The organism is Pseudomonas sp. Wu6 (assembly GCF_019891515.1).
Taxonomy (GTDB): domain Bacteria; phylum Pseudomonadota; class Gammaproteobacteria; order Pseudomonadales; family Pseudomonadaceae; genus Aquipseudomonas; species Aquipseudomonas orientalis_A.
This window is the reverse complement of the sequence record NZ_JAFLXH010000066.1, coordinates 1-16712: the sequence shown is the minus strand read 5'-3', so window position 1 is coordinate 16712 and position 16712 is coordinate 1. Positions and strand designations below refer to the sequence as shown.

Annotated in this window: 8 protein-coding genes, 1 rRNA gene and 1 pseudogene; 6 read left to right on the top strand and 4 right to left on the bottom strand. The window is 59.2% G+C overall.

All coding sequences use genetic code 11. The features are described from left to right. Both J1G34_RS26270 and J1G34_RS26265 read left to right on the top strand, forming a co-directional pair. Nucleotides 1-4630: pseudogene (locus J1G34_RS26270) on the top strand (LapA family giant adhesin); the annotation flags it as partial. 151 nt (nt 4631-4781) lie between these two features. After that, entirely contained in the window at nt 4782-5120 is a 339-nt protein-coding gene (locus J1G34_RS26265; RefSeq protein WP_065884439.1) for a tryptophan synthase subunit beta, read from the top strand. Nucleotides 5121-5329: 209 nt separating this feature from the next. On the opposite strand, the gene lapD is transcribed toward J1G34_RS26265, so the two are convergent. Both lapD and lapG read right to left on the bottom strand, forming a co-directional pair. Beyond that, nucleotides 5330-7276 (bottom strand): cyclic di-GMP receptor LapD, encoded by a 1947-nt coding sequence (gene lapD, locus J1G34_RS26260; RefSeq protein ID WP_222994837.1) that lies wholly within the window; start codon nt 7274-7276, stop codon nt 5330-5332. Nucleotides 7277-7290: 14 nt separating this feature from the next. Then, nucleotides 7291-7983 carry a cysteine protease LapG gene (gene lapG, locus J1G34_RS26255; protein WP_065894041.1) on the bottom strand — a complete coding sequence of 231 codons (693 nt, stop codon included), beginning with the start codon at nt 7981-7983 and terminating at the stop codon, nt 7291-7293. A gap of 252 nt (nt 7984-8235) precedes the next feature. On the opposite strand from lapG, the gene J1G34_RS26250 reads away from it, so the two are divergent. The 4 genes from J1G34_RS26250 to J1G34_RS26235 all read left to right on the top strand — a co-directional run bounded on the left by J1G34_RS26250 (nt 8236) and on the right by J1G34_RS26235 (nt 14397). Continuing rightward, entirely contained in the window at nt 8236-8946 is a 711-nt protein-coding gene (locus J1G34_RS26250; protein ID WP_065894040.1) for a GntR family transcriptional regulator, read from the top strand. A 374-nt stretch (nt 8947-9320) separates the two neighbouring features. Then, complete coding sequence (locus tag J1G34_RS26245) at nt 9321-10079, top strand: DUF3050 domain-containing protein (RefSeq protein WP_065896538.1); 759 nt, start codon at nt 9321-9323, stop codon at nt 10077-10079. After that, on the top strand, nt 10076-11023 hold the full coding sequence (locus J1G34_RS26240; RefSeq protein WP_222994836.1) for a diiron oxygenase: 948 nt from the start codon (nt 10076-10078) through the stop codon (nt 11021-11023). Before J1G34_RS26245 ends, J1G34_RS26240 begins: the two co-directional genes overlap by 4 nt. After that, the gene (locus J1G34_RS26235; protein ID WP_222994835.1) at nt 11020-14397 is read left to right on the top strand and encodes an amino acid adenylation domain-containing protein; all 3378 of its coding nucleotides are present in this window, start codon (nt 11020-11022) and stop codon (nt 14395-14397) included. The genes J1G34_RS26240 and J1G34_RS26235 overlap by 4 nt, the downstream gene beginning before the upstream one ends. 51 nt (nt 14398-14448) lie before the next feature. On the opposite strand, the gene J1G34_RS26230 is transcribed toward J1G34_RS26235, so the two are convergent. Beyond that, nucleotides 14449-16329 (bottom strand): methyl-accepting chemotaxis protein, encoded by a 1881-nt coding sequence (locus tag J1G34_RS26230; RefSeq protein WP_222994834.1) that lies wholly within the window; start codon nt 16327-16329, stop codon nt 14449-14451. A 274-nt stretch (nt 16330-16603) separates the two neighbouring features. Further along, a 5S ribosomal RNA gene (gene rrf, locus J1G34_RS26225) occupies nt 16604-16712 on the bottom strand; the annotation flags it as partial.

Below are 16712 nucleotides of genomic sequence, written 5' to 3'. Positions count from 1 at the left end.
CAGCCTTGTGGATAAAAACGGCGCACTGGTGACCAACATCACCAATCCGTTGACCGTCACCCTGGATAACGGCAAAACCATCACCATCGGTGTGAACCAATCCAGCGGCACGGTCACCGCCGTGGCACCGAATGACGTCTACAAAGGCGATCAAACCGTCACGACCGCCATCAAAACCGTGACCGGTGGCGAGCACTTCGAGAACCTGGTGCCAGGCACCGCAGCGGTCAATACCACCGTGACCGACACCCCTGGCAGCACCGATCTGACCAGTGTCACGCTGAGCGCGCCAAGCGCCGTCAACGAAGGTGGCCAGATTACCTACACCGCGACTTTGAGCAACAAGGCCGGCAGCGACATGGTGGTGCAGTTGGACAACGGTTCCAGCATCACCATCAAGCAGGGTGCGACCGTGGGCACGGTGACGGTTGCGGCACCAAGCGATGACGTGTTTATCGACAAGAGCACTCAGACCGTCAAGATCACCGGCACGACCGGTGGCAATTTCGAGGGTGTGACTGTCACACCGGGTGGCGCGACCACCACGATCAACGACACCATCGACGATGTGACGGTGGTGCTCAAAGCCACCGGCTCGGTCAGCGAAGGCGGGCAGATTGTCTACACCGCGTCGCTGGTCGACAAGAACGGCGCGGCAGTCACCAACCTCGGTTCCGACCTGGTGGTGAAGCTGGATAATGGCTCGACCATTACCATCGGCAACGGCAAGTCGAGCAATTTCACCACTGCCACCGCGCCTAACGATGCGTATGTCGGTGCCAATGACGTCACGACCAAAATCAGCGGCGTCGTCAGCGGCGGCGACAAATACGAGCACTTGATGGTTGATGGCAGCACCGTCGTCACCAAAGTCACGGATGTGGTCACCAACACCACCCTCAGCCTCAGCGGCGACGCATCGGTGACTGAAGGCGGCACCGCGCATTACACGCTGAACTTGAGCAACCCGGCGCAAACCGATCTGACCGTCACGCTCAAGTACAGCGGCACGGCCACCGACGGCTCGGATTTCAATGGCGTGTACACCGTGAAGATTCCGGCCGGCGCCAGCAGCGTGCCGTTTGATATTCGCACGCTGGACGACAAAATCACCGAGCCGACGGAAAAAATCGTCATCACCATCGACAAGACCACCGGTGGCAATTTCGAGAGCCTGGTGATCGACAAGGGTACCGTCAGTACCGATATCCTCGACAACGATGCGCCACCGGTTATCGACCTGGACGCCAACAATTCCAGCGGCGCCAGCGGCAATGATTACAAGACCACCTTCACCGAAGGCACCGCCGGGCAGGGTGTGTCGATTGCCGACACCGATATCAAAATCACCGACCCGGACAGCACGCTGCTGACCGGCGCAACGGTCACCCTGACCAACGCGCAAGCCGGTGATGCCTTGAACGAGGGCAACACCGTCAATGGCATCAGCGTCAGCACCAATAACCAGACGGGCGTCATCACCCTGACGTTGTCGGGCAGCGCGACGCTGGCTGACTACATGCAGCGCATCCAGAACATCACGTTCACCAACAACAGCCACGACCCAAGCACCACGCCGCGCACTATTACCGTGACGGTGACCGACGGCGGCAACTACTCCAACGTCGCCACCACCACCGTCAACGTGCTGGCCGTCAACGATGCGCCAGTGGCAACGGGCGGGGCCGTAACCGGTACCGAAGACACTGCGCTCGCGCTGACCTGGGCCAACTTCGGCGTGACCGACGTGGACTCGCCACAAGCCAGCCTCGGCGTAAAGATCACCGACCTGCCGGTGGCCGGCAAGCTGCAATACCTGGCGGCCGACGGCACCACCTGGGCCAACGTGACCAGCGGCCAGACCTTTACCAAAGCTCAGGTCGATGGCGGTCAGTTGCGCTTTATGCCCAACGCCAACGAGTCCGGCGCCGACGGTTATGGCGGCACCGGCATCGGTAACAAGCAGGCCGATTACGCACAGTTCAAGTTCCAGCCTACCGACGGCAAGGACCTGGGCAGCAGCGCCACGGTGAAAGTCGATATCACCCCGGTGGCCGATGCACCGACCCTGAGTGTGGCTGACAATAACGTCACCTCGACCGGCCTGATCAAGCAGAGCTGGAGCAGCATCTCGGGCCTTGGCACCAACGGTAACGGCGCCGCACCGGACGTACTGAAAAAAGCCATTGATGGCGCCGGCACGCCCAACAGCAGCGCGGTCATAACCAACGTTGAGTCCACCGAAAACGTCAATCCCGGCTCGGGTGCCAAAATCTCCGGCCTGATGTACATGGAGGCCGGCAAGAACTACACCTTCAGCGGCGTCGCCGATGACAGCCTGGTGATCAACGTCGGCGGCAAAGAAGTGGCCAGCGGCCTGTGGGGCACCAACAGCGGCAAGTTCAGCGGCACGTTCACGCCAACGGCCAGCGGCTATTACAGCCTTGAGATCTACCAGGCCAACCAGGCGGGACCTGGCAGCTTCGACGTCAACCTGTCGATCAACGGCGGGACGGTGCAGAACCTGAGCACCGGCACCGTGCCGCTGTACACCGGTATCACCGACCTGACCAACGCCGGCGTGACCGTGTCCGACCTGCATGGCAGCAATGGTGACGGTTACTACGTGGGCTACAAGCTCAACGAAGGCCTGGAAAACGGCAGCGTCAAACTGTCCAAGATCACCAGCGCGCTGACCGATACCGACGGTTCGGAAACCCTGGCCGTGAAGATCGGTGGCATACCGGCAGGCTCGGTGCTTACCGACGCAGCGGGACACACCTTTACCGCGACCAAGACCGTAGGCGAAGTCAACGTCAACGGCTGGGACCTGGGCTCCCTGACCATCAAGCCGCCGACCTATTACAGCGGCCAGTTCAACCTCACCGTCACCTCGACGTCTACCGAGAGCATCGGTGGGTCGGCGAGCACCACCGCGCAATTGCCCGTCACCGTGTACCCCGCCATCTACAGTTCGGTCACCGGCACCTCGGGCAGCGACTCGATCATCGGCACCGATGGCAACGACATTGTTGTGGCCGACATCGGTGGCCTGAACGTGGTGCAGGGCAAGAACTACAACATTGCCTTCATGGTGGACAGCTCCGGCAGTATGAGCACAGCGTCGATCAACGCGGCGAAGTCGTCGCTGACCACGGTGTTCAACTCGCTCAAAGACAGCCTGGGTGCCAACACCTCCGGGACCGTGAACATCTTCCTTGCGGATTTCGACACTCAGGTGAACAAATCCATTGCGATCAACCTCAATGATCCAAATGCGTTGACGCTCTTGAAGGCGGTGCTGGACTCAATGTCCTCAGGTGGCGGCACGAACTACGAGGACGTATTCAAGACCACGGCCAACTTCTTCCAGAGCGGCCTGGCCACTGGCAACACCGGTGCCACCAACCTCACCTACTTCATCACCGACGGCCAACCGACGTACTACCAGAGCGGCGAACAGACCAACCCGATGGTGGTCGACTTCTACAAGAGCAGTGCCACCGATGGACGCCTGGACGACTACGTCAACGCCAACAATTATGTGTTGGGTAACACGTTCAGCATCAATGTGAATGGCACCAACCTGCAATTGATCGACAGTGACGGCCAGGTACACCAGTGGGTGCAAACCCGCAACGGCGGCTGGTACGACAACGGCGTGTGGGGCACCGTGCATGCCCAGGGCGACGGTACATTCGAGGTCTCGTACCGCAACGGCAGCGGCAGCAGCACTGACACGGCAACCAGCGATAACGCCAACAGCGGTTTCTTGCTGCTCAAAGGCCTGTCGCAAGTGGAAGCGATCGGCATCAACAACGAGGTCAGCCTCAATGATTTGAAGCCGTACGACAGCGATGGCAAGCCGCAAAGCAACATCGATCCGAAGGACCTGGCCAACGCCATCCTCGGCCACACCGAAGCAACGCTGCCAGGCGCGGACACCGTCAGCGGTGGCGACGGCAATGACATTCTGTTTGGCGACCTGGTGAGCTTCAGCGGGGTGACCGGTGAGGGTTACAACGCGCTGCAGGCCTTTGTGGCACAGAAAACCGGTATTGCCGTCTCGTCGGTCACCACCTCGAACGTGCACCAGTACGTCACCGAGCATTACGCGGACTTTGACGTATCCGGCGCCAAGGACGGCAATGACACGCTGATCGGCGGTGGCGGCGATGACATTCTGTTCGGCCAGGGCGGCAACGACGTGCTGGACGGCGGCAAGGGCAATGACATCCTCTTGGGCGGCACCGGCAACGACACGTTGATCGGTGGCCAGGGCAACGACATCCTGATCGGCGGTTCGGGTGCCGACACCTTCATGTGGAAGGCCGGTGACATCGGCAATGACGTGATCAAGGACTTCAAGGCATCGGAAGGTGATCGGATTGACCTGCGCGACCTGCTCAAAGGCGAGACGGACAGCACCATCGACAACTACCTCAAGATCACCACGGTAGAAGGCGTGTCGACCCTGCAAGTGAGCAGCGAAGGCAAGCTCAACACCGCTGGCGGCGTGGCCAATGCGGATGTGACCATCAAGCTGGAAGGCAACGATTGGTCTCATACCAGCATCAACTCGCTGATCAGCGGTGCAGATCCGACCATCAAGATCGATCACACCGCCTAAGCTTGGATAAGTCGGCCGCCCTCGAGGCGGCCGATTTATCCGGGCGATACGTTGCTGGCCCTGGCGGCCGGTTGCATCGCATACTCGCGTTTATCAACACACGGCCAGCCTATGGGGCTAAAGGTGTGTGGCTCATCTTCGAGGGGTTCTTATGTTTTACGTGCAACGTGATGCACAGGGCGCGTTGAGTCGCGTAGAGGCCGCCGCCTTTGCCGAATCCACCGACACACTGCCGGCCGATCACCATGAGATCCAGGCCTGGTACGCCAACGAAGTGGTGGAAACCAGCCTGGCCCAACTCAAGCAGAGTGACCTGGAGATGATTCGGGTGCTGGACGACTTGATCCAGGTGCTCACCCGCAAGGGCGTTATCAGCGTGACGGACCTGCCGCCCGCAGCCCAGGCCAAACTGATGGACCGTAACCAGGCGCGGGAAGCGTTGGGTGGGTTGAGTCAGTTGATCAATGATGATGAGAAAGGGCTTATCTGAGCCCTGAATGTGGGGCTTGCCCTGATACCGTCTGTAGGAGCGAGCTTGCTCGCGAAAAACGTCAACGATAACGCGTGCTTCCTGAATGAACGCGGTGCCTGTGAGTTTTTCGCGAGCAAGCTCGCTCCTACAAAAAGCCTTTGATCGTTCCCGCGCTCCGCGTGGGAACGATCAAATCAGGGCAAGCCCCCTCCCACATGGATTCTGCGTTATTTCCAGGGCGCCGGCTCGCCGAACAGTTGGCCCTGCACACCAAAAATCCCCATCTCGCGAATCACCTTCAGCTCACCCTCGGTCTCCACACGCTCGGCAATCAACGGCAGGTCGATACTGTGGGCCGCGCGCTGGATGGCTTCAATAAACAGGCGCTTGTCGCTTTCCTGGTCGATGGCGCGGATGTAGCTGCCGTCGATTTTCAGGTACGCCAGGCCCAAGCGGGCCAGGTTGCCGATCATGCTGAATCGCCCACCGAAACGCTGAAGGCTCAGGGAGAAGCCCAATTCGCGCAGGCGCTGGGTCATCTGTTCCAGCACAGGCTGCTCCGGCAATTGCTCTTCACCGATTTCCAGGGTGAGGCGCGAGCCCAGGTTGCAGTGCTGGCGCAGCAGGTCATAAATGCGCTGCAGGGACTCTGGGTCCTGCAAGGTCGCGGCAGAGAGGTTCAGCGCCAGGTTATGGCTGTGGCCAGTCATCTGTTTAAGCACCTGCTCCAGCATCAAGCGGTCCAGCCGGGCAGACCAGCCGAAACGCTCAAGCCATGGCAGAAAACGCCCGGCGGGCAGGGTATGGCCATCAACGTCCTGCAAGCGCGACAGCACTTTGTAGTGCAGGACCAACTGCGGGTCCTGGCTGGCGACGACCGGCTGGAAGTACAGCTCGAAACGCTGCTGCGTCAGCGCCTGGTCCAACAGCGTGTACCAGGCATGATGATCGTCACCGACGCGGGCGGCGGCACTGTGATCGAGGCACACCCAAGTGCTGTCACCCTGCCCTTCGGCCTGCGCCAGGGCTTGATCGGCGAGGGTCAGCAGCGCCTGCGGCGCATCGCCATGGCTGAACGGTGCCAGGCCGATATAGGCCACGGGCGCGACGTCGCTGGCGCCGGTGGCCTGCAGGCTGAGCAACGTGCTTTCCAGGTTCTGCGCCAATTGCAGCGCTTCTTCACGCGTCAGCCCGGGCGCCAGCACGGCGAACTCGCCGCCACGGATACGGGTTACGAGGTTGTGGGTTTCCGGGTACGGCTCGCACTGGCGCAGCAGCTGTTCACCGACCGCTCGCAGCAACTGGTCGGTACGCTGGCCCCCCAGGCGCTGGTTCAAGCCGGCCAGGTCCTTGACGCGCAACACCAGCAGGTAGCCGGAGTTGGTTTCTTCGGGATTGCTGACGCGGGCGTTGAGCTGCATCTCGAAATAACGTCGGTTGGCCAGACCGGTGAGGTTGTCCTGGTAGGATTCGGTGCGCAGCTTTTCGCTGCGCTCGGCCTGCTCCTGGAACAGTGCCTTGAGCTTTTCCACCATCTGGTTCATCGCCTGCACCACTCGGCGCAGTTCCGGCGTGCGCGGCAGGTCGGGCAGGCTGAGGAATTCTCGACGGGCGATCGCATGGGACTGTTTGACCATGTAGTCCAACGGTTTCAATTGGCGGCGCAGCAACAACCCGCCAAGCACCACGCTGACCGCACCGCACAGCAGCAACCAGCCGAGGCTGCCCAGGGCACTCTGCCAGAGCTTGGCCAGGGCGAACATCGGATGGCTGACCACCTCGACGCGCGCCGCCTGCTCCCAACCGCGGCTCACCAGCGCATCGCCACCGGCCGGCTCCAGGCCGATCAATTTAACGAACCAGGCGGGCACGCCGTTGTTGTCGGGAATGCCGCTGCGCTCAACGATGGTTTTGTCCGTGGCCAGGTCCACCACGCGGATACTGGCGTAGTAACCACTGTCGAAGATCGAGCTGACCAGCAGCTCCACCATGGCCGGGTCATCGATGTTGGGGGTGAGCGACAGCGCCAGCGCCGTCGCGGCATCCTGCGCATGGGAGCGCAACTGGTTGACGTATTGCGTGCGCGAACTTTCCAGGCTGACCATGAAGCTGCCGCTGAAGGCGACCACCAGGAACAGACAGATTGCGATCAATAGTTGTTTGAACAGAGACATCCGATCAGTTACTCCTAGTTGGCAGGCTCGGCTGGGAAGCCTTCCGCACGCATTTTTCTCAACACATCCTGCCAGCGCGACAGGCGTTTGGTATCGCCGACCTTCTTGTTGCCCTTGGCGCCGGGCAGGTACAGGCCCTCGGCGTTGAATGAATACACCGGGATCAAATCGGTACGGCGGGTAGCCGGCAGGATGTCGTCCATCAGGCTGTCGAGCACCAGCGGGATAGCGTCGGGGGTGGAATAGTAGGTCAAGACCATGTGCGCGCGATTCTGACGCAAGGCCTTGACGTAGGTAATGCGCAATTTGTCGCTGGACACACCCAGGTGACGCAAACTGAAATACTTGGCGATTGCGTAGTCTTCACAGTCACCGGCGCCCTTCCAGAGGGCTTCGATGGGTGTCTCCCAATAATCGACCGCGTGCCAGAGATCGATGTCTTCGACGTAGGTCATTTGTTTGTTGAAAAACAAGTTAACGACCTTGAGCTGTTCTTGTTCGCTGACCTGCTTTTGACTGGCCAACAGCCGCTGCCAGGCGTCAATACGCGGCTGGCCTTCGCCCAATGGCCCGTACAGGGCGCTGGCCTTGCGGCTGATCTGCGAGAAATCCCAATCGGCATGCAGCCCGCCAAGCATCAGGCCGGCCAATAAGATCGCTGATAAAAGCCAGCAAAGAACTCGATAGGGAATAAAACTTACCGCCAAGGCGTTCAGTCCATGAAGAGAGACGGAATTTCAGCAGATGGTGAAGCTTCGTCCCGGAAAAAACAATGGCATAGTGAGATCATCGCTCGGTAGAGCGACTTTGTAACCCCCTTATGTGAGACGCACAAAATACCCGCTGTAAGCCCTTACAAACGGAAACTCTGGTGGTTTGACAAGTGCTCGGGCCATCCCTACTGTTCATTGGATCCAATAAACACACTCTATTATTCAACAAAGGAGGCCAGCGTAACCGTGACGCCGAAGCCGAACCCTTTAAGCAGCATCAAGGTCAGCGGGCCTATTCCCGCTCATCTTGCCCGCGCCGTTATTGAAGAAACGTTGCGCAACGCCATTCTCGATGGACGGTTGCCCTGTGGCACCGCTATGCGCCAGCAAGAGCTCGCCAGCCTGTTCGGCGTCAGCCGCATGCCGGTGCGCGAAGCATTACGCCAGTTGGAAGCCCAATCCCTGCTGCATGTGGTGACGCACAAGGGGGCAGTGGTCGCCCCGTTGATTGAGGACAATTCGGCAGAGACCTATGCCCTGCGCATGCTGTTGGAGTCCGAGGCTTTGCGCTTGTCGATCCCATTGCTCACCGAGGCTGATATCGCGGAGGCAGAGGCCTGTATCAATGCGCTGGAGCGTGAGAAAGACTACAGCGAGATCGGCCGCCTCAATCGCCTGTTTCACATGGTCTTGTACGGCAAGGCGCCAAACCATCGCCTGCTCAAACTGGTGGAACATGGGCTGAATGAGGAAGAGCGGTTTCTGCGCTTCAACCTTGAGGCAATGGGGCTGGGCGAGACGTCACAAGAGGACCACCGCGAACTGCTCAGCCTGGTGGTGCAGAAAAAAATCGACGAAAGCATCCTGACATTGCGTAATCACTTGATGCGAGGCATGGAGGTCATCAATACATACCTCAATGGCCTCGACACTGCGGATCAAGAAGGCACGTTATAAGGCGTGCGCAGCGCTCTTCCAGCCTCTACACCGCGCGGCACCTTTCCCTGTCCGGAAGCGTCCCGCGCCGCTAACGCCGTAAACACCTCGCAAGCCTTAACTATCGGCGTTAAATAAAGAAATCTCTCACACTTAAAATAACTATTTCTCTCGGAAGCTTTTTTCGAAAAAACATCTAATACATTAACAAGTTCATCCAGACGTTTAATCAGCTTACTATCGCTCGCCAACCCAATAAACCTATCAATCAGCAGGCCGCATAGTGAGCCCGCACTAGTGGCGTGGGCACACTTCAACGTTAATCTTTTATCTAACAACTACAACACTCCATCACTGCAACTAGAGCAGTCGCAACAATTTTATAGGCGTCAACCATGCACCATCATTTTCTTGAACAAAAAAAACTGCAACTGTGCAACCACCCGTTATTTCCAGAAATAACTTCACTTGGCAAACTGCGACACTTTATGGAGAGCCATGTGTTTGCGGTTTGGGACTTCATGACCCTGACCAAACGCCTGCAACAAGATCTTACTTGTACCCAGATCCCCTGGCTTCCGCCCGTCAATCCACAGGCCGCACGTCTGATCAATGAAATCGTGCTGGGTGAGGAGTCGGATGAGCACCCGACGCGGGGCCATTGCAGCCACTTTGAGCTGTACCTGGATGCCATGGTGGAGGTGGGCGCCGACACCCGCGCCATCGCACATTTCATTGATCTTCAACACCAGGGTGTTGAGGTCAGCGCGGCGCTGCAAAGGGTCGGAGCGCCCTCTGGAGTGCCGCGCTTCGTCGACAGCACCTGGCAACTCGCACTCAGCGCGCCCACGCACTGCGTAGCGGCGGCCTTCCTGCACGGACGTGAAGGCGTTATAGCTTCAATGTTCGAGCGCCTCCTGAGCAGCAGCCCCTTCATTGCTCGTCAGGCCCCCACCTTGTGTTACTACCTCAACCGCCATATCGAACTGGACAGCCAGGAGCATGGGCCGGCGGCAGAACAGGTGCTCCAGCATTTGATCGACGCAGATCCGACTCGCCGGCAACAAGCCCACAGTGCCGCCCTTGATGCCCTGGAAAGTCGCATTGCGTTCTGGGATGACGTACGGGCCTCGATGCCAGAGGTACACCCATGAGCCCCATCGACTACCGCTCCTTCGCCGAAGACTGGGAACGTCGGGCTACTATCCGTACGCGTCCGCGCCGCATCATGGAAGACGACGACAGGCTGATCTATCCCCTGTGCCGCCAACCCCTGGTGCTGACTGCAACATTCCTCGACCACTGCCCGCAATGGCGTGACTTCGTGCTGGCGCAAAGCTTTTATCGATTCATCCATGACATCGTGATTTTCGAAACTGAGATTGTCGATAAGACTGCCCGAAGTATTGCCAAGAATCGCTTCTCGCTGCCGCTGCCCCTCGCCTGCCGATACGACGCGATGACCGTCGTGGTGGATGAGGATTACCACGCATTGGTAGCACTGGACTTCCTGCAGCAAGCCATCGAGCTGACCGGTATCCAGCCGCTCGACCTACCCGGGCAGATCGAACTCAGCCGTGCCCTGCCGGCAGCGCAGGCGCAGGCACCGGAACACTTGCGCGATGCGGTGGAGTTGATCGTCGTGGCCATCGCCGAAAACACCGTCACCCATGACGTGGCGGCCTTTTCCAAGGACGACAGTGTCAAGGCGTCCGTGCGCGGGCTGATGGCCGACCACCTGTTTGACGAGGGGCGCCACGCAGAGTTCTGGACACAGTTGGTACGCATCTATTGGCAGTCGGCAAGCGCGCAGGATCGGGACAGTATTGCGGCTGTGCTACCGACGTTCCTGAGCCATTACCTGACCAACGACCTGCAGAAAGGCTTCGACCTGCAGTTGATCCAACACCTGGACATCAGTGTCGATGTTCGTTCGGCGCTGCAGGATGAAATCGTGGCGCTGGACTTTCCCATCACCCGCCAGCACCCGCTGGTTGGCAACATCATGAGCTTCCTGCATCACAGCGGCCTGCTGCACACCTGCAGCGTGGCACGCGCCCTGGACGACTACTTGCCCGCGTCGGGGAGGCTGGCATGAGGCGCCTGACGATTGAATGGGGCGTGGCCGGTGACGCGCTGGAAGCCCTCAGGCACGTACTGGAACAATACGGGCATGCCGTTGGGGGCGAGTCGGTCGACCTTGTGATCGAGGACGGTAGTCAGCCACCGTCAGCCCTGTCCACAGACGCGGCCTGGATGAGCCTGCGCCTGGTTATCGGCCCCCCGTCCGAACATGGGCTGCCCAGGCTGCAGTTTCGCTGCTACGACCGCGAGCGGCGCCTGGTGGCCGTACACGATGTTGCCCAGGAGCCCAGCGGCAACGGCCAGCATCTGCGGCGTCGGGCGGCGAACGCCTTGGTGGAATGGGCAGCGTCATTGGTCAGCGGCTTCTCAAGGGATCCGGGCTTTTTCTGCCCAATGACCCACTCCGACGCAGCGCTTGAACAGGGTTTGCAAGGGCTGGAGGCGCTGGCGTTCATGCATCGATTCAATCGTACGGCAGATACCGCGCTGCTTCGCGCGGCACAGGTGCCCATGATCGAACGCCTGCAGGCCAGCCTTGGCGCCTTCGCCAATCGCACGGCGCTGAATATCGCGGGTCGCATGGTGACGTATCGCCAACTGCAGGAAAAAGCCATGGCGATTCAACAACGCCTGCTGCCCCTGCTGGAGAGCAACGAGACCCCATCGGTGGTGGGTGTGTGCCTGGAAAAATCTACCGAACTCTACGCGAGCATTCTGGCCGTGCTGGGTTGCGGCGCGGTGTATGTGCCTCTGGCCCCGGGTCACCCGGTAAAACGTCAGCACCGCATGTTGATAGACGCAGGTGCCTGCGTGCTGCTGGAAAATGGCCTGCACCCGCTGCGAGATCATTTCGTGTCACTTGACGTGAGTAGGCTCGCCTCACGCGACATCGACCCTGCTCAACCGCTGATGCGTCATCGTCCCCATGCCAATGCGCCGTGCATGGCACTGTTCACCTCCGGCACCACCGGGCAGCCCAAGGGTGTGCTGCTCAGCCAACATAATCTGGCGCATTTCACCGCCTGGCTCAGTACCTGTGTGGCGCTGGATGAGGAGAGTCGCGTCCTGCAATTTTCACCGCTGAGTTTTGATTCCTCGCTGATCGATATTTTCCCCGCCTTGATGGCGGGCGCAGAGCTGATTGTTCCCAGCGCAGAGCAGCGTCAGGATCCTCAGCAATTGGTCGAGTTGATTCGCCTGCAACGTGTCACTCACGCTTTTTTACCACCGGCGTTACTCAGCATCCTGCCACTGGACCAGCCTCTGGGCCTCTCCCACCTGCTCACCGGCGGCGATTTTTGCGAACCCTACGTGATCGAGCGACTGGCAGGCCAATGCCAGTTGCACAATTTCTATGGCCCTACCGAAGCCACAGTACTGGCAACCCATCGAACATTTCGGCTCAGTGACAGCAATCGCAACATCGGTTTGCCCATTGCCAACAGCCAGGTCCTGATCCTCGACGACCACTTGCAACCGGTGGATGAGCAAGTGATGGGCGATCTGTACATCGCAGGCCCGGGCGTCAGCCAGGGTTACATGAACGATATGCCGCACGCTGACTCGCCGTTCGTCAAGCTGGCGCTGCCTGATGGACAATGGCTGCAGGCTTACCGTAGCGGCGATCTGGCGAAATGGACGCCGGACGGTATCGAGTTGGGCGGTCGACGGGATGATCAGGTCAAGATCCGCGGCTTTCGAGTCGAGCCTCAGGAAATTGAGCAGTGCCTGCGCAGCAGTCGGTTGTTTCGCCAAGTAGCCGTGGTGATTGATCAGGCCTGCAGAATCATTGGCTTTGCTGCTCAGCCCGAACCCGGTGCGACCCTGGCCAGGCTGAAGGATCATGCCCGACAGTGGTTGCCCGAGCATATGCAACCGGTCGCCTGGAGCGAGCTGCCGAGCCTGCCATCTTCAAGCAACGGCAAGATCGATCGCACGGCGTTGCGGGAGGTGCCAGGTACCCGCACCGGGGAAATCACTCGTCGCAGCACCCACACGCCAGTCCAGGCGCAGTTGGTGCAGTTGTGGGGGGAGTTGCTGGGGTTGTCTGCCGGCAAAGTATCGATCGACGACAGCTTTTTCAGCCTGGGTGGCCATTCGATCCTGCTGTCCACCTTGCTACTGCGCTTGCGCGAGCAATTTGGCCGCAGCTTCTCCCTGAGCCAATTTTTTGAAGCGCCGACGATTCGTACGCTTGCCTTGCAGCTGGAGGGCGAAGCGCTGCCGGATACATCTTTCAGCCAGATGGAAAGCGATGCATCCCGAGCCCTGAAGCTTGAGGTGCTGCCCGAGACCCGCGCCGGAGACCCGCGCAAGGTGATTGTCACGGGAGCCAACAGCTTCGTCGGCGTGCATATCGTCCAGGCATTGCTGGCGGGGGGAGCGCAAGAAGTCGCGTGCCTGGTGCGAGCGCTCCCCGGCCAGTCGGCGGCGGACCGATTCACCCAGGCGCTGCGCGAATATCGCCTGGAACAATTGGACCTGCGCCGAGTGCAGGTGTACGCCGCAGACCTGCGCCAGCCGCGCCTGGGCCTATCCTTTGAGGCATTCGAGCACCTCGCCCGTCATCATGGCGTGCTTGTGCACAATGCCGCGCAGGTCAACCATGTGATGGACTACACAGCACTGGCCAGGGACAACGTCGAACCGGTGTTTGAATGCCTGCGCCTTTGCGAGACCTACTGTAAGAAGGTCTTCAATTTCATTTCGACGCTGTCGGCCTGCAGTACCCTCGACACTGATCGGTATGTGCTTGAAGCGCCCGCCAGCGGCGCGTTACCGCTCTATGTCAAAAATGGCTACAACCTCTCGAAATGGGTGGCCGAGCGATTGCTGGGGCGGGCAGTCGAGCAAGGGGCCTGGGTGAATATTCATCGACCGGGCAACATCAGTTTCAACAGCCGGAACGGCGTCTGCCAACCCGATAGAAATCGCTTGATGTTGATGCTCAAGGGGTCGCTGCAATTGGGTAGGGTCCCTCGAATGGAAGGGAATTTCGACTTGATGCCGGTGGACTTCCTGGCACGCTTCATTGCGTTTCACTGCCGGCGTTTTGTCGCGGGGCGAAACGTGTTCAACCTGCACAATCCACAACCGCTGAGCTGGGACCAGTACCTTGATGCGTTCAGCCAGGCGGGACACATTTTCGAACGGACAAGCCTTCAACAGTGGCAACGGGCGTTGCGAACAGTTGGCCATGACAATGCGTTGTTCGGCGTACTGGGCTTCTACCTTGATGGGGTGGGTGAGGACATCGGCGACACGTCGATGATCCATTACAGCAACGCCCAATGGGGGTTGGAGCAAATGGGCGCACACTATCCGCCAAAGAGCCCCGTGTTGTTACGCAAAGGCTGTGACTACCTGAAAGCCATCGGCTTTCTCTGAGCGGCACCAGGGCAGTCGGAACGGGAGGCCTCGCTCCGACTGCCGGCAGGATCAGATTTTGAAGCTATCGACCAATTGCTTCAATCGACTGGCCTGCTGGGACAGCGCATCGCAGTCCTTGAGCGTCTCATTGAGATTGACCACGCCTTGCTGGTTCAGCAGGTTGATCTGGTTGATGTCGACGTTGAGGGTTTCAACCACCGCCGTTTGCTCCTCGGTCGCTGCGGCGACCGATTGGTTCATGCCGTCGATCTCAACGATCCGCTGTGTCACGCTGACCAGACGCTCACCCGCCTGGTTAGCCACTTCAACGCTTTCTTCGCTGGAAACCTGGCTGGCGTTCATGGTGGTCACGGCTTCACGCGAACCCACTTGCAGGGAAGTGATCATCTTGTGAATCTCTTCAGCCGACTCCTGGGTACGGTGAGCCAGGTTACGCACCTCGTCAGCCACCACGGCAAAACCACGCCCGGCTTCGCCGGCACGGGCGGCTTCGATGGCCGCGTTCAGCGCGAGCAAGTTGGTCTGCTGGGAGATGCCCTTGATCACATCGAGGATGTGACCAATGTTGTCGGTACTGGCGTTAAGGGTCTCGATCTGAGTGCAGGACAGGCTGATTTTCTGCGACAGTTCCGACATCGCCTGGATGGTTTGCTCGACGACCTTGCGTCCATCGTCAGCTTGCTCACTGGCGCCGCTGGCATGCTGTGAAGCATCGGCGGCGTTACGTGCGATTTCCTGGGTGGCGGCGCCCAGTTCGTTGATCGCTGCAGCCACGCTGTTGGTACGTGCACTCTGCTCGTCGGAGCCGATGATCGACGCGTTGGACGATGTCATCACGCGCTGGGACAGGTCATGCACCTGGCGTGTCGCCGAGGACACTTCGGAAATCGAGGCGTGGATACGCTCTACAAACTGATTGAATGCGCTGCCGACTTCGCCGAACTCGTCTTTGCTCGTAACGTCGAGGCGCCGGGTCAGGTCACCTTCGCCCTGGGCAATATCCTTCATCGCGACGCCCATGGTGGTCAGCGGGCGCAACAATACCTGGATCAACAGACTCAGCAGCACGGCAATCGCCACCACGGCGATAAGCATTGCTATCAATGCTGAGGTGCGAAATTTACCCAGTGCGGCATAGGCTTTGTCTTTGTCGACAGACAGACCGATGTACCAGTCAGCCCCCGGCAAACCGCTGATTGGCGTAAACGAGAGAATGCGGTCCTGTCCATTGAGGACTACTTCCTGGTTAACCTTCTCGATGCGCACCTGGGTGCCTGGGTAGATATCCTTGAGGTTTTTCATCACCTGGTCCTGGTCAGGACTGACGATGACTTGGCCATCACCACTGACCAGGAACGCATGACCAATACCGCCGAAATCCACCGAGTTGATGATCTTCACCAAGGTTTGCAGGCTCAAGTCTCCACCCACAACGCCCAACAACTCTCCGTTCTTCTTGACCGGCATGGCGATCGTCACGATCTGGCCACCCACAGCCGCCATATAAGGCGGGGTAAGCATGGGTTTGTCCGCCGCTACGGCTTGCTTGTACCAAGGGCGCTGACGTGGGTCATAGCCTTCGGGCATCTTCGCATCGGGACGCTGGGTGAACACACCGTTGGTTTGACCCACGTAGGTAAACTGGAAGTTGGAGGTGAACGCCGGTTGATCGACCAAACCCGGCAGATCGGCGCCACTCCCTTGATGAGCAACGTTTTGTGCCAGGTTCTCCAGAACCAGAATGCGGCCGCTGAGCCAGTTCTGCACGCTGCTGGCGGTAAGCTCGCCGGACTGCTGGATGGAGGACGCCAGGTTTTGCCTGATCGTGTTGCGCTGCAGGTAATCGTTATAGAGCGTGAACAGCGCGAAGGCCAGAACCACGACGCCTGACGCCGCCAACAGAATTTTATGACTGAACTTGAGATTCATTTCATCGACTTCTTTTGCCAAAGGGGGGTGAGCGTGCCGAGTGGAACATTCCATGTAACGCAATAGGCGGACTCTGCGACCGCTCTATCTCGGTGCACGCATGGCTCGTCAGGCTTTCGGCCAGAAAATGATAAATCTTAGAGTTTTGTGTGAATCTTCCGCTTTTAGAGCAAGGCGCCGACAGGCGGTAGAGACGCAGTCGATTATCAGCCTTTGGCGGCCTTAAACGACAAAACCCCTGTCTGCGTTAGCAGACAGGGGTTTCGGAATTCAATCTTGACGATGACCTACTCTCACATGGGGAAACCCCACACTACCATCGGCGATGCATCGTTTCACTGCTGAGTTCGGGATGGGATCAGGTGGTTCCAATGCTCTATGGT